Below are 13,737 nucleotides of genomic sequence, written 5' to 3'. Positions count from 1 at the left end.
CGGTTATTTATGGGAGGATTACCAGTGGATAGTACTTGATAGATAGTCGCTAAGGACAACGAGATTCCATGCAGCCTCATCCATTCTGTTTGCAAAAGTAGAGCACCAAGATTTCTAGCCGAGCGCATTTCTAATATCAAAGCTTCTAGCTCAGCATTGATTTTAGTATTTGGCGATTTTAAGGGACGTTTACTCTGACTACTTAATCCATCAATAGCTTGTGCAGAATATCGTTTCCACCACTTGCGTAACATTGGTCTAGAAATGCCACATCTCCGACAAACTAGGTCAGCATCATTAGTCTATTCAAATAAATTAAGCCATACGAGTCTTTGTAGAATTTCTCTAACACTCATTATATTGAAATGATGTCTCTGAATCACACACTTTTAGGTGCTGCAAAGCGCAAGCTTATACATCTGAGTTATGGTGTTTTAAAACATCAGACTGCCTTTGAAATAGATTATTTATTAATCGAATAATCTAAAAACCTGATTAACTACCAAGACGGTATCTCAGGTAGGACACTATGAAAAATAGTCTGGCTATTATCGGCGCAGTTCGGTTGAAACTATACTGCATGTCCTCCAATGCTTAGGAGAGAACCCTAGTGCAAGGCGCTTTGAATTTTAAAAGTCATATAAAACTCACATATTTTAAAACTGAAAATCTGAGAGCACCTTCCTGGGTTATATCGTTTAACTTTTTGCATAAAACCATTATTTTGTTCCACATCAGAACGAAATAGGCACCACGGAATTTCGCTGTAAAGCTGTCGCAGAAGGGAAGCAGGTCTGTTCTAAGATTTTTTTGCGGCTACAGCAATGGCAAAGTTTTAAAAATAAAAAGTTGCTGCAAGATGTTGATTATAAAATTGAATTAATTGAGTAATCAGCTGCGGTTCGTTTTTAAAAATATCTTCGATTTGCACTGATGGTGATACTAAAAGGCTGAAGCTTTTAACTGCATAAAATTATGCGGCTACTGATAATCAAATCAATTGAAATTTTGCTGTGTAAATGTGTTGAAATGTAGTGAGCTATTGCAGCAATAAATAAGTTTCACTATATTAAAACTACAGTAGGTCATTCAACATAATAGACGCTACGATGAAGTTGGACGGATCAATGACAGCTCGTTGAGTTTGCAACATAGGTTCAAACAATAAATCAGCACTAGCCTTCCGACATAAAAAAGCTCGCAGCAATGCGAGCTTTTTCTATGCTAGAATAAAGACCAAGCAACTTTACAGTGATTTTGTAAGTTGTAAATAAAATTTTAAAAAATATGATGTTGAAATATAACGATAATTAAATTGTTCTTTAAAAAATTACTACATTGTCAAACAATTTAACATCTCACTTTTTTAAAAAATTTATAAGCTATGGTATAAAAAATTTCCGTCAAGAAAAAAAAGGGAACAACAATGACGCAACTAGTCGATATTAAAGTTAAGGACCAATTCAGCCATATTTACGAAGCAAAGGCATTGCTGCGTAATATTCCAGAAAGCTCATTGGCCGCGGGTTTGGCACTTTTCCACAAAATTGAACATATTATTGTAGAGGGTGAAGTGATTTTGCCAAGTATCGAACTTTTATTTGAAAGTCGTGAATCTGACAGTATTTTCCGTGTTTTGGAGTAAATTTTTGTGATTCCAAGATTCGTTTAAAGAAGCTCACCTTGATGAGCTTCTTTTGTTTTGGGTCGATATTTTTTACAGAAGCAAATGCAGCAATATGCTGACCAACTTTATTATTAAAATATCAATCGATTCGATTTGATCATTTGCCATTTTCAATCAGCTGAATACTTACATCGTATTTATCAAATTCTTGAATCACTCTCTGAATGACTGTTTGTCCTATTGTATCTCTGGCTTGAAAACTAATTTCCTGATTCGTCTGACTATCAAAACAATCAATTTGCTGAATTTGCCATTGCTGTGCATCAGCGCTTTGTTGAATTACAATTCGACGAGGTTGCAGTTGTGCAGAAATTTGACGTGGCAATACATTGGTGATTGCCAGTTGTATTTGATGCTCTTGGTCTTTCGGGCTTAAAAAGGTAATAACCCAATTGCCCACTTTACTTAATTGCATTGGATTGTCGTAAGCATCAAACTCTAAAAAAAATGCGCTGCCCATGCCTAAACCCTAGTTTCAACAATTTTGGTTAATCCCTATATCGCTGATTTGTATTACTAAGGGCTATGCATCTAAAGTCTTAGTTTATGCTGGAATACTGTGCGTACAGTCTATCTTAGATTTCAAATCTATATGAAAAATAATAAAAAAATAAAATAGGCCTAAGTTTTTTATGGTTTTTTTATCGTTTAAAAGACTTAGAGTGAATTAAAAAAATCTAAGCATTAAGCAGGATTAAGTTTCTGTAAAGAATAATTAATTTGCTGCAAAACTCGATTTAACTCTTTAGGTGGCAAACGCGTTTCTTGCAAAGAGGTAATCCACTGCATTTGGCATAGTTTTAAACTGCGAATATCTTGCGATTGTAAAATGCGCTGAATTAATTGCTTGGCCATGAGCCCACAATGGCGCTGCAAAGTATCCATCATTAAAAATTTTACATCTTCAAAACTTAAGGCTGAAATTTCTAGTTGAGCTGCTTCATGCTGTGCAGTTTTTTCTTCTACCACTGTTTCTGTGGATGTTACAGCTTCGGCGTATGTTTCTGTATTTACACGTGGTGGGGGAACGTGTAAATGTTGTGTTTGAATCGGCGCTGCCAAAATTTCTGCATGAGAGGGCTGGGGAGCGCTGGAAAGATGAGTTTGAATTTCAGTTTGAAAAACCTGTGGGGCAGAAATAGTTTCTGGTTGATGTGTATTTTCGATTGTTGCCGTAAGTGTTAAGTCTGGGGATTCATCAAGCGCAGTAGGTGCAATGAGTTGCATATCTAAAAGCTGCTCAATGAGTTCAGGTGGTGCAATACGTTGCTTGAACTGATCACCCAATAAATCAAAATCTTCAGTACCTATGAGTACCAACAAGCGACGTTGACGTGCATTTAAATCACGTGTGCGCTGTTGTAATGCATCTATACCGTGTTGAGTTTTTTGATAATTAAACATGAGCCTTAATTTATTTTCCTAATAAATTGAGGCAAAGCATAGACTGTGAAAATTACAATAATATGAATAATTTATGACAGGTAAATGCAATAAGGTTCACTTGAAATGTTTATAAAGTCAAAATACTGGTATTTTCGAGCGCCTTGCGTAAGTAAGGATCTAAATCTTCTTGCCTTAATAACCATTGCACATAATCGGCAGGAAGGTCAGCAATTGCTGTACCACGATGTTTACCAAAATTGATGATTTGTGGAATACGTGCTTCTTCTGAGGCTGTGTAGAGTTCTTCAATACTTTGAATTTGTAATTGATGAACTTCGTGCATCAAAATATTAGCCGTTAAAATAATATCCATATCGGCACGATGCGCTTTTTTAATCATGTCACGCGCTTTCTCGCTGCCTTTGGTAATCATATAAATTAAAGCTGAAATATTGTGTGCTTCTGCATTCGGCCATACGCGACGAGCAAGTGCCAAAGTACAAATGGCTTTAATTTTAGAGGTATCTACACCACATTTTTCTAGAGCTCGAATATCGTAATCAATATTATGTCCAATGATAAAGGTGGTTTCGGCAGGTAATTCAAAACTACTGTAATGTGGTTGATCAATTAAGTCAGACTCTAATATATGGTGTACCGCCATCGCTGCGAATGAAATCGGCTCATCCACTTGATACAGTTGATCGAAAATTTGACTTTTATCCAGACTGATTTTGCCATCTTCAACTTGAATGGGGGCGTAAGCAATCTCAATAGGTTGTCCATTTAAAGTATGGGTTTCAGTGTCGAGAATAATGGCTTGCATGTCCTGATTCGCTTGCGTCATTCAATAAAAATGCAATCTAACATTAGCGCCTGCGTATGACAATTGAATCGAAATTTAATAAACAACTGTATATGTGATCGATTTACTGGTTTTTACAGTAAGTGTTTAATTTTAAATAAAATACACTTGCATATTAATTATTGGAATCTTGCCTGATGTTATAAAAAAGCGTACAAATAAAGATTGCGAAGGATGCAATCAATAACAATATGAAGACAAGGGTAAGCAAATGAAAAAAATATGGTTAAGCGTGGCTTTGGCCAGCAGCAGCTTGTTTTTAACCGCCTGTAATGATGATCATGACGATACTAGCGTTATAGTAATTGATGATGGGGTTCCGAAATATAATTTTAGTGCCCCTAGCTATCGCACCTGCATCAAATTTAGCCTTGGTATTGGCGGGTGGTGAACAAAAAGCAGCTCAAGAGCCAGATGTAATAAAGAAAGTACAGACACTTGCACCATTAGATACGTTTACTGCTCTAATTGCTGCGGGGTTAAAAAATACTGCTCCAACCTTGCAATATTCTGAAATATTTGTACCGCCAACAGATCTACTTGCTGCTCAGGCAGAGTCTCTCTGTTATGAAACATTAGGTGGGAGTATAGCTCAGCCAATGCTAGAGCATGTGACGTCGGTTGGAAAATTGGATGGTTATCCGCGTACTCAACCAAATTTCATGACGACCATCCCTGAAGTTAAAGATTTCTTAACTAATAGCTCACAGCCGTTAAAAGTGAAAATCAGCACGCCTATATTTATTTATCAAGGAACAGCAGATCCAACTGTCCCGAAACAAGTTACCGATTACTTAGTTCAGGCGGCTCAAGGGGTAGGAACTAAAATTCATTACGTCACTGACCAGGATTTACCTGTAGAGCAAAAATGGGATCATGGTTCGGTGTATGTGAATAATATGGATGAGATTGTTAAAGATGTGCAATCGTTAATGCCTATTCAATAAGTCATTGAATTACGATAAAGATTGATTTGACCTGAAATAGCTCGTGTTTTATCTGAAACATGAGCTATTTTTATGTAAAACTGAGCAAAGTTCATTCTCTCAGTTCACAAACTTTATGCTACAATACGCGCCAATCTTAGCACGGCTTAAAAGCCCTAAATTAATAGGACCTCGCTAATGTTTGCCAATATTTCTATTGCCGAATTTGATCCGGAATTAGCTCAAGCGATCACAAATGAAGATGCGCGCCAAGAAGCTCATATTGAGTTAATTGCTTCTGAGAACTACTGCTCACCTGCAGTAATGGAAGCTCAAGGTTCAAAACTTACAAACAAATATGCTGAGGGCTACCCTGGCAAACGCTACTACGGCGGTTGCGAATACGTAGATATTATTGAACAACTGGCGATTGACCGTGCTAAAGAACTCTTTGGTGCAGATTATGCTAACGTTCAACCACATGCTGGTTCGCAAGCAAACTCTGCAGTTTACTTAGCTTTACTTAACCCAGGCGACACTGTGTTAGGTATGAGCTTGGCACATGGTGGTCACTTGACTCACGGTGCAAAAGTAAGTTTCTCTGGTAAAACATATAATGCTATCCAATATGGTTTAAACCCAGAAACTGGCGAGATTGATTACGAAGAAGTTGAGCGTTTAGCGCTTGAACACAAACCACGTATGATCGTTGCGGGTTTCTCTGCGTATAGCCAAATTGTAGATTGGCAGCGTTTCCGTGATATCGCAGACAAAGTAGGTGCTTATTTATTTGTAGATATGGCACACGTTGCTGGTCTCGTGGCCGCGGGTGTTTATCCAAATCCTGTACAAATTGCTGACGTAACGACTACGACAACACATAAAACATTGCGTGGTCCACGTTCTGGTCTAATTCTTGCGAAAGCAAACGAAGAGATCGAGAAAAAATTACAATCTGCTGTATTCCCTGGTAACCAAGGTGGTCCACTGGTACACGCAGTTGCAGCAAAAGCGATTTGCTTTAAAGAAGCAATGGCGCCTGAATACAAAGCGTATCAACAACAAGTTGTTAAAAATGCGCAAGCGATGGCTGAAGTTCTTATCGAACGTGGTTATGATGTCGTATCTGGTGGTACGAAAAACCACTTGTTCTTGCTTTCTTTAATCAAGCAAGATATTACAGGTAAAGATGCAGATGCATGGTTAGGTGCTGCGCATATTACTGTAAACAAAAACTCTGTACCGAACGATCCACGTTCACCATTTGTAACTTCTGGTATCCGTATTGGTACTCCAGCAGTAACTACACGTGGTTTTGGTGAAGCAGAAGTACGTGATCTTGCGGGTTGGATTGCAGACATTCTTGACAGCAAAGGTGACGAAGCTGTAATTAATACTGTAAAAGCAAAAGTTGAAGCTGTTTGCGCGAAATTCCCAGTTTACGCAAAATAAGCATAGCCTTGAGAAAAGCCCCTCAAGGGGCTTTTTTTATGAATGTAAAAAATTGATTTTGCGTTCAATAAGCTGAATTTCTGTTATAACTTAAGCGTATTGAATATGATTGTAGGCAAGCTGATGATGACAGTATTGTCGGAATGACAGGAATAAAATTAAATGATTAGACCAAAGATTATTATTTCAGAACAAGATTTGCACCGTTTGGAAACGATGCTTGAGCATCAACCTAAATTGACGCCAACGATGCAACATCTAGAAGATGAATTGGCACGTGCTGAAGTAGTTGCGCCACAAGATGTACCAAACAATGTGGTGAGCATGAATACCCGCGCATTGATTACCATTGCACCTGCAAAAGAACCGACTGAAATTACCTTGGTTTATCCGCATGACTTTAAAGGTGAGAAAGGGCAGGTGAATGTGGTTGCACCTGTCGGAACTGCCATTTTAGGATTAGCTGAAGGACAGGAAATTGAATGGCCACAGCCTGATGGCCATATGATGAAAGTCAAAATTGAGAAAATTTTATATCAGCCAGAGCGCGAAGGCGATTATTTGTAATCTGCTTATCATCTTGCGTCTGGAACATAAAAAGCCATGTTGATCATGGCTTTTTTATGCACTGATGTTTTTAATCAGTCCTTTTATGACTAATGTCATCCGAATATAGAAAAGCATTTAAGCAGATCGACATGAAAAATTGCAAAATATTACATGACCTTAGCCGAAAAACACGTACTATAAAATCATGAAAAGAGAGTTGGATGGTCTATGGTCTATGGCTCAGTTTGAAGTGTTACTGCCTTTGCAAGAGATTACGGTGGATCGTGCTGAGCTTTTGGCGGTTCAACGCAATGAGTTAGTTCCGTTATTGAATGATCAATATCGTCTCAATCATTATGCAGATCAGGTGATTCAAGCGCAGTCAGTTTTATTGGATGGGGTGGATCCACATTTAACCCAGCAATTGAGTGTGACCATTGAGCAGTTGATTCAGGCGCTTGGCAAATCTAAAAAAGTGTTAAAGCAACGTAAGTTTAATGCACTACAAAAGTGGCTAGGCATAGATTTGGAATATGGCGCGGGGCAAGTGCAATATTATAAAAACCTAGATCATTTATTAGGACAAGCAGATCGTTTAAGCCAAAAGCTGCAAATCGAAATTCAGAAATCACAATCACGTTTTCAGCAGTTGGTTGGTTTGCGTGAGCAAATGGCGAAATACATTCAAGCTGCCGATGAGTTTTTAGTGGAATATCCACGATTTGTGCGCAATCAGCATCCTTTGGATAATTTTAGCGAACGCCTAGCCAAGAAAATTTATAGTTTAAAGACTTTGCAAAGTAGCAATGATATTGCGATTACCCAAATGCAACTTTCACAGCAACTCTCTTTTAGTTTGTTAGATCGCTTTAAAGAAGCACAGCAGGTACTCATTCCTGCATGGCAATATCATGTCAAACAAAGTCAGCAAAGTGGCTCACACAGTCAGCTAGAAAAGCTGGATCAAAGTCGTGAGCATTTAATTAAGACGTTAAGAAAATCCTTAGAAAAACCTGCGCAATCATAAGGCTCGGTTTTGATTAGATAGAGGCGAAATATGACAACTTCTGAACAACACAATGTCGCTGTGCAAGTGAGTGATGAACAGACTCAGCAACAATTTCAGCAACTCAATTTGCAGGAAATTGGCTTACAGGCTGATGACTTTCAGGAGGTGCTAGCAGCGCGTAAAGAATTAAGTGATCTGAGCCATCATTCGGTTGCAGAATATGGAAAAAATATCGCTACTCAAACTGCAAGTTATACCGATGAGCTTTTAGGTTTAGTGCAAAATAAAGATTTGGATGATACAGGGCAAAAGCTGAATCAGGTGGTGCAGGTTGCACAGCAGTTAAATACCAACAGTATTTTAAATCCAAACAAAAGTAGTGGCTTTCTAGGTGGTTTATTCAATAAGTTGAAAGGCGCCAAACACAGTTTCGATCAAAACTTTAACAGCACCAAAGCGCAAATCGACAGTCTAGTCACAGAAATTGAAAGCTCACAAAATGGTTTAAAAAACCGTGTAGATACGCTAGATAAAATGTTTCATGGTGTGCAGGATGAATATAAACAATTGGGGATTTATATTGCTGCAGGTAAGTTGAAGCAGCAAGAAATTCAGCAGCAAATTTCTGAATTTGCCGCGCAGCCACAGGATCAGACTACGACTCAAAAAATTTATGATCTCAATCATCTTGCTAATAATTTAGAAAAGCGAGTGAGTGATTTGCAGGTATTACAACAATCTGCCATGCAAACTTTACCGATGATTCGGATTATCCAGTCCAATAATTTAATGTTGGTCGATAAATTTTATGCGATTAAAAACATTACCTTACCTGCGTGGAAAAATCAGATCAGTTTAGCGATTTCTTTAAATGAGCAGAAAAACAGTGTGCAACTGGCCAACAGTATTGATGATGCCACCAATGAATTACTGCGCCGTAATGCAGATTTATTGCATCAAAACTCGGTGGATACTGCCAAAGCCAATCAGCGTTCGGTGATTGATATTGAAACCCTTGAACACGTACAAAATACCCTCATTAAAACTGTGAACGATGTGATTCAGGTACAAAAAGAAGGAATGCAAAAACGTGCAGAAGCGACTACGCGTTTACGAGCCTTGCAAGAGAATCTAAATCAATTGGTGATTGGATCAAGCCAACAGTTTGGTGAATAAACGTGTTTGACAATGACTTCATTTAATCTGAAATTTACCTGAAAAGGAGTCGGATTTGCCCGCACTTGATGAATATGCCATTCAGCCACAGCAACTAAAAACAGGGGTTGTGGCATTACAGCAGCGCCAAAAAAAGCTCAGTTTTTTGTCTGTGCTGTCTATGACGATGGTGCTTATATCGGCAATTGGCTTTTTTATTCAGCAAGATGTGATTTATAGCTTCTTTGGTTTAAGTACTGAAGTTCAGCAATTTCACATGCCTGCAAGTGTCGATGCGACTTTGGCAAATTTAGGGCAGCAACCTGATTATTTTTTTAGCTTATTGAGCTGGTTTGGTTGGTTGATTTTAAAACTGTCTGTGTCGTTTATGGGTGCATTCGTTCTAGTTCATCTACTCAAGAAAATTCGTTTTTTTTATATTCGCTTTCAGTCCTTTGTCTTGAAATTTGTAGCTTGGTTGCTGAGTTTTATCTTACTCTGGTCGGCATTGAGTTATGTGCAGCATGAGCGACAAGATGATACGCAGCAGGTATATGCCAAAATTGTGCATTATGAAAAGCACATTCAGGAAAGCGAATTGGCGCGTTATTTACAAAATGCAGACATGGCAGCGCCTGTTAAGGCCTATTTGTTGGCGCAAACGGCATTGATGCACCATCCTGCAGATAAAGATGCAGCTATTCCGCAAGTCTTGGCATTGGTCAAAGCCGAGCAGCAAGATCCGCAATTTTTACAATATGGTTTTAAACCTGAACAGTTGTGGACGATGCAGCAGCAAGTTTATGGAAAAGCTTTAACACCTATGGCACAAAGCGTACATAAGCAAGTGCAGCAAGCAGAGCAATTAAATATGCTGGCTTATTATATGAATCTGGCGGTTATGGTGCTTATGTTAATACTGACTGCGGTACTGTGGTTTTTATCACGACATTTACAGCAACGTATTCTGCGGATTCAACAACAACTTGAATAAAAAAATGATTAGGCTCAATTGCTTAAAGCAGAGATTAAATTTTTATGTTAATGTCTAAATTGAATAGCTTTGGGTGCTTTAAATGAAATGGAAAGCTTAAAATTCTGTTGTCATTTGAAAAAACGATCATAAATATAAAAATAAACCGTTTCCCCTATGTAGATATTTCTCGTAAGATGACATCAACAAATAAATTTACTCCCTTGGAGACGTTAGCCATGTTAGACCAAAATACTTCTGCACAACTTAAAACCTTATTAGAACGTCTTGAAAGCCCAATCGAGCTTGTGGCGACTTTAGATGATTCTGATAAATCTGCCAAAATTAAAGAATTAGTTGAAGAAATTGCGGCACTTTCGCCACAAGTTACTGCACGTTTTGACGGTAACAACGCACGTGTACCAAGTTTTGGGATCGCAAAAGCAGGTGAGCAACCACGTGTATTCTTCGCCGGTTTGCCAATGGGGCATGAATTCACTTCATTAATTTTGGCGTTATTGCAAACTTCTGGCTATGCACCAAAAGTATCGGATGAAGTATTAACGCAAATCAAAGCATTGAATCTTTCATCTCATTTTGATGTGTTTGTATCGCTGAGCTGCCACAACTGTCCAGATGTAGTACAAGCTTTGAACCTCATTGCGATTTACAACCCTGGCACAACAGCAACCATGATTGATGGTGCATTCTTCCAAGAAGAAGTTGAGCAACGCAAAATTATGGCTGTGCCGATGGTATTCCAAGATGGCAACCACATCGGTCAAGGTCGTATGACTTTGGAAGAAATTGTAGCTAAATTAGATACAGATGCTGCAAGCAAAGATGCAGCTAAACTGAATGCCAAAGAAGCTTTTGATGTCTTGGTAATTGGTGGCGGCCCTGCTGGGAATACATCTGCAATCTATGCAGCGCGTAAAGGTATTCGTACAGGTATTGTGGCTGAGCGCATGGGCGGTCAGGTCATGGACACCATGGATATTGAAAACTTTACTTCTATCCAAAAAACACAAGGTCCAAAGTTTGCGGCAGAAATGGAAGCGCATGTGCGTGAATACGATGTAGATATTATGAATCTACAAAAAGTATCTGCAATTAAAGGTGCCGATGAAACTGCCAATGGTTTGGTGGAAGTGACTTTGGAAAATGGTGCAACACTTGAATCGAAAACGGTGATCTTATCTACAGGTGCACGTTGGAGAGAAATGAATGTACCAGGTGAAGCAGAATACCGTACCCGTGGCGTGGCATACTGCCCACACTGTGATGGCCCATTATTTAAAGGCAAACGTGTTGCAGTGATTGGTGGTGGTAACTCAGGTGTAGAAGCAGCGATTGACCTTGCAGGGATTGTAGAGCATGTGACTTTGGTCGAGTTTGATACTAAATTACGTGCAGACCAAGTCTTGCAAAACAAATTGAACAGCTTGCCAAATATCACTGTAATTACCAATGCATTATCGACTGAAGTGATTGGTGATGGTGCGCAAGTGACTGCATTGAAATATAAAGACCGCGCGACAGATGTTGAGCATACTGTTGAGCTTGCAGGAATTTTCGTACAAATTGGTTTATTGCCAAATACGGATTTCTTAAAAGCGTCAAAAGTAGAGTTGACCAATCGTGGTGAGATTATGATTAATGAGCGCAACGAAACCAATGTAAAAGGTGTATTTGCCGCAGGTGACTGTACAACTGTACCGTACAAGCAAATCATCATTGCAACAGGTGAAGGCGCGAAAGCATCACTTTCAGCATTCGATTACATTATTCGTTCAGGTCAATAAGTCTGAACGAATACATCTGAATACGCTGATTAACTATCCTTAAATTGTATTTGCTAAAAAGCTAGCGCCTGAGTTCCCCAATACTCAGGCGCTATGTTCAGTAAAGTGCGGTATCCCACAGTATTAAAAATCTATTTATTTTATGTTTGGTTATAAGAACTGGGTCGGCTAACAATTCAGTTCTTTTTTTATTTTTAACATCCAGTTTGATTTACTGTAGTTGGATTCATTTCAGTCTAATTAACCTTATTATTTTGTCCAAATAAATTTAGCTGATTAAACTTTTTCTGCAGTTGCTCTTTGGTTTCGACATGCTCAGGATGCGGAATAATACATTCAATTGGGCAGACTGAAACGCAGGTTTGGTAGTCATAAAACCCCACACATTCTGTACAACGCGCCACATCAATTTCATACACCTTATCGCCCTCATAAATCGCTTCATTCGGGCATTCGGGTAAGCACATATCACAATTGATGCATTGGTCGGTAATCAGGAGTGCCATCGCAATACTCGCTTAGTTTATTGCCACTTAGTTGGCTTGATAAGCCAATGATGAGGCAGAAATATCTGCAGTCGAATGGGGCAAGTTGCGAATCAGCAGGGCGTAACGCATATCGACATCGGCGGGTACAGGGATTTCTACAATATGCCCTGAACCTTTGGCAGCTTCAATCAAATTGCCTTTTTTATCTTTAATTTCAGTTAAAGTAAAATAGATATTGCCTTGTGGCGTCATCAATTCTAAAGAGTCACCCACCACAAAACGATTTTTTACATCAATTTTAATGTAGTCGCCATTGCGTTCTAAAACTTCACCACAGAATTGTTGATGATCAAAACTGGAAGAACCTGTTTCGTAGTTTTGGTATTCGCTGTGTATATGCCGACGCAAGAAACCTTCGGTATAACCACGGTTGGCTAAGCCTTCTAATTGCGTCATTAAAGCAGGGTCGAATGGTTTGCCTGCGAGTGCATCATCAATGGCTTTACGGTAAATTTGTGCGGTACGCGCACAGTAGAAATAAGATTTGGTGCGACCTTCAATTTTCAAAGAATGGATGCCCATTTTAGTTAAACGGTCAACGTGTTGCACAGCACGTAAATCTTTAGAATTCATAAGGTAAGTGCCGTGTTCATCTTCTTCGGCAGCAAACATATCTTCGTCATTACGTTGTAATAGCACAGGCGCGTTAAATTGATGCTGTGCCTGCATGTGTTGTTCATCTGCATCGGCAGTTTCAGAAATATTTTTGACAGGAATCACGTCGCCTGTTTCATCTTCTTTTGCATCGTGAATTTTATATTCCCAACGGCAGGCATTGGTACATGCACCTTGGTTGGCATCACGTTTATTCATATAGCCTGAAAGCATGCAACGCCCTGAATAGGCCATGCACAGCGCACCATGCACAAATACTTCAATTTCCATGCCAGGCACGTTGTTTTTAATTTCTTCAATTTCATCAATCGACAATTCACGCGAAAGAATGACACGGGTTAAACCCATATTTTGCCAGAATTTCACCGTTGCCCAGTTCACCGCATTGGCTTGTACCGATAAATGTACAGGCATGTCGGGGAAATTTTCACGCACCATCATAATCAGACCTGGGTCAGACATGATCAGCGCATCGGGTTGCATGGCAACCACAGGTTCTAGGTCACGAATAAAGTTTTTGAGTTTGCTGTTATGCGGTTGGATGTTCACCACCACATAAAACTTTTTGCCTAATTCATGTGCTTCTTGAATACCAATTGCTAAGTTTTCATGATCAAATTCGTTATTACGCACGCGCAAACTGTAACGCGGCTGACCTGCATAGACTGCATCTGCACCATAAGCAAAGGCATAGCGCATGTTTTTTAAAGAACCAGCAGGAGAGAGAAGTTCGGTGACGTGGGAAATGGTCATGATCAAAAAGCAAT

The 13,737-nt window shown here is 39.1% G+C and carries 13 protein-coding genes and 1 pseudogene; 8 read left to right on the top strand and 6 right to left on the bottom strand.

The window, feature by feature from the left end; translation table 11 throughout:
- Window positions 1-26: 26 nt before the first annotated feature.
- A pseudogene (locus AC0T5Z_RS08635) lies at window positions 27-356 on the bottom strand (helix-turn-helix domain-containing protein); the annotation flags it as partial.
- A 1,070-nt stretch (window positions 357-1,426) separates the two neighbouring features.
- Between AC0T5Z_RS08635 and AC0T5Z_RS08630 the strand changes: the two are divergent.
- Window positions 1,427-1,645: a hypothetical protein gene (locus tag AC0T5Z_RS08630; RefSeq protein ID WP_168419226.1), complete on the top strand. Its 219-nt coding sequence runs from the start codon at window positions 1,427-1,429 to the stop codon at window positions 1,643-1,645.
- A gap of 139 nt (window positions 1,646-1,784) precedes the next feature.
- On the opposite strand, the gene AC0T5Z_RS08625 is transcribed toward AC0T5Z_RS08630, so the two are convergent.
- The 3 genes from AC0T5Z_RS08625 to AC0T5Z_RS08615 form a co-directional block, all read right to left on the bottom strand.
- Entirely contained in the window at window positions 1,785-2,147 is a 363-nt protein-coding gene (locus AC0T5Z_RS08625) for a hypothetical protein (protein ID WP_291335023.1), read from the bottom strand.
- 224 nt (window positions 2,148-2,371) lie between these two features.
- On the bottom strand, window positions 2,372-3,091 hold the full coding sequence (locus AC0T5Z_RS08620; RefSeq protein WP_435337527.1) for a hypothetical protein: 720 nt from the start codon (window positions 3,089-3,091) through the stop codon (window positions 2,372-2,374).
- Between the two features lie 109 nt (window positions 3,092-3,200).
- Window positions 3,201-3,899: an exonuclease domain-containing protein gene (locus AC0T5Z_RS08615; protein WP_291335033.1), complete on the bottom strand. Its 699-nt coding sequence runs from the start codon at window positions 3,897-3,899 to the stop codon at window positions 3,201-3,203.
- Between the two features lie 374 nt (window positions 3,900-4,273).
- Here AC0T5Z_RS08615 and AC0T5Z_RS08610 point away from each other — a divergent pair, with 374 nt between their 5' ends.
- The 7 genes from AC0T5Z_RS08610 to ahpF all read left to right on the top strand — a co-directional run bounded on the left by AC0T5Z_RS08610 (window position 4,274) and on the right by ahpF (window position 11,807).
- The gene (locus tag AC0T5Z_RS08610; protein ID WP_291335020.1) at window positions 4,274-4,885 is read left to right on the top strand and encodes an alpha/beta hydrolase family protein; all 612 of its coding nucleotides are present in this window, start codon (window positions 4,274-4,276) and stop codon (window positions 4,883-4,885) included.
- Window positions 4,886-5,062: 177 nt separating this feature from the next.
- Window positions 5,063-6,316 carry a serine hydroxymethyltransferase gene (gene glyA / locus AC0T5Z_RS08605; RefSeq protein WP_019836649.1) on the top strand — a complete coding sequence of 418 codons (1,254 nt, stop codon included), beginning with the start codon at window positions 5,063-5,065 and terminating at the stop codon, window positions 6,314-6,316.
- A 162-nt stretch (window positions 6,317-6,478) separates the two neighbouring features.
- The gene (gene rnk, locus AC0T5Z_RS08600) at window positions 6,479-6,883 is read left to right on the top strand and encodes a nucleoside diphosphate kinase regulator (RefSeq protein ID WP_291335018.1); all 405 of its coding nucleotides are present in this window, start codon (window positions 6,479-6,481) and stop codon (window positions 6,881-6,883) included.
- 217 nt (window positions 6,884-7,100) lie between these two features.
- Window positions 7,101-7,892: a tellurium resistance protein gene (locus AC0T5Z_RS08595; protein WP_291335031.1), complete on the top strand. Its 792-nt coding sequence runs from the start codon at window positions 7,101-7,103 to the stop codon at window positions 7,890-7,892.
- A gap of 30 nt (window positions 7,893-7,922) precedes the next feature.
- Window positions 7,923-9,050: a toxic anion resistance protein gene (locus tag AC0T5Z_RS08590; RefSeq protein WP_291335016.1), complete on the top strand. Its 1,128-nt coding sequence runs from the start codon at window positions 7,923-7,925 to the stop codon at window positions 9,048-9,050.
- A gap of 55 nt (window positions 9,051-9,105) precedes the next feature.
- A complete protein-coding gene (locus AC0T5Z_RS08585; protein WP_291335014.1) occupies window positions 9,106-10,023 on the top strand; it encodes a hypothetical protein in 918 nt (305 codons plus the stop codon).
- Window positions 10,024-10,241: 218 nt separating this feature from the next.
- Entirely contained in the window at window positions 10,242-11,807 is a 1,566-nt protein-coding gene (ahpF, locus tag AC0T5Z_RS08580) for an alkyl hydroperoxide reductase subunit F (RefSeq protein ID WP_291335012.1), read from the top strand.
- A 236-nt stretch (window positions 11,808-12,043) separates the two neighbouring features.
- Here the strand turns inward: ahpF and AC0T5Z_RS08575 are convergent, their stop codons facing one another.
- Both AC0T5Z_RS08575 and trhP read right to left on the bottom strand, forming a co-directional pair.
- Entirely contained in the window at window positions 12,044-12,313 is a 270-nt protein-coding gene (locus tag AC0T5Z_RS08575) for a YfhL family 4Fe-4S dicluster ferredoxin (protein ID WP_291335010.1), read from the bottom strand.
- Window positions 12,314-12,340: 27 nt separating this feature from the next.
- Complete coding sequence (trhP, locus tag AC0T5Z_RS08570) at window positions 12,341-13,723, bottom strand: prephenate-dependent tRNA uridine(34) hydroxylase TrhP (protein ID WP_435337528.1); 1,383 nt, start codon at window positions 13,721-13,723, stop codon at window positions 12,341-12,343.
- Window positions 13,724-13,737: the final 14 nt, after the last annotated feature.

The sequence above is a fragment of the Acinetobacter pengchengensis genome, from assembly GCF_982235305.1.
This window is presented reverse-complemented; position numbering and strand designations above follow the sequence as displayed.

Coding starts and splice junctions, on each gene's coding strand:
- AC0T5Z_RS08630 (WP_168419226.1), top strand. CDS start 1,427: ATGACGCAACTAGTCGATATTAAAGTTAAGGACCAATTCAGCCATATT.
- AC0T5Z_RS08625 (WP_291335023.1), bottom strand. CDS start 2,147: ATGGGCAGCGCATTTTTTTTAGAGTTTGATGCTTACGACAATCCAATG.
- AC0T5Z_RS08620 (WP_435337527.1), bottom strand. CDS start 3,091: ATGTTTAATTATCAAAAAACTCAACACGGTATAGATGCATTACAACAG.
- AC0T5Z_RS08615 (WP_291335033.1), bottom strand. CDS start 3,899: ATGCAAGCCATTATTCTCGACACTGAAACCCATACTTTAAATGGACAA.
- glyA (WP_019836649.1), top strand. CDS start 5,063: ATGTTTGCCAATATTTCTATTGCCGAATTTGATCCGGAATTAGCTCAA.
- rnk (WP_291335018.1), top strand. CDS start 6,479: ATGATTAGACCAAAGATTATTATTTCAGAACAAGATTTGCACCGTTTG.
- AC0T5Z_RS08595 (WP_291335031.1), top strand. CDS start 7,101: ATGGCTCAGTTTGAAGTGTTACTGCCTTTGCAAGAGATTACGGTGGAT.
- AC0T5Z_RS08590 (WP_291335016.1), top strand. CDS start 7,923: ATGACAACTTCTGAACAACACAATGTCGCTGTGCAAGTGAGTGATGAA.
- ahpF (WP_291335012.1), top strand. CDS start 10,242: ATGTTAGACCAAAATACTTCTGCACAACTTAAAACCTTATTAGAACGT.
- AC0T5Z_RS08575 (WP_291335010.1), bottom strand. CDS start 12,313: ATGGCACTCCTGATTACCGACCAATGCATCAATTGTGATATGTGCTTA.
- trhP (WP_435337528.1), bottom strand. CDS start 13,723: ATGACCATTTCCCACGTCACCGAACTTCTCTCTCCTGCTGGTTCTTTA.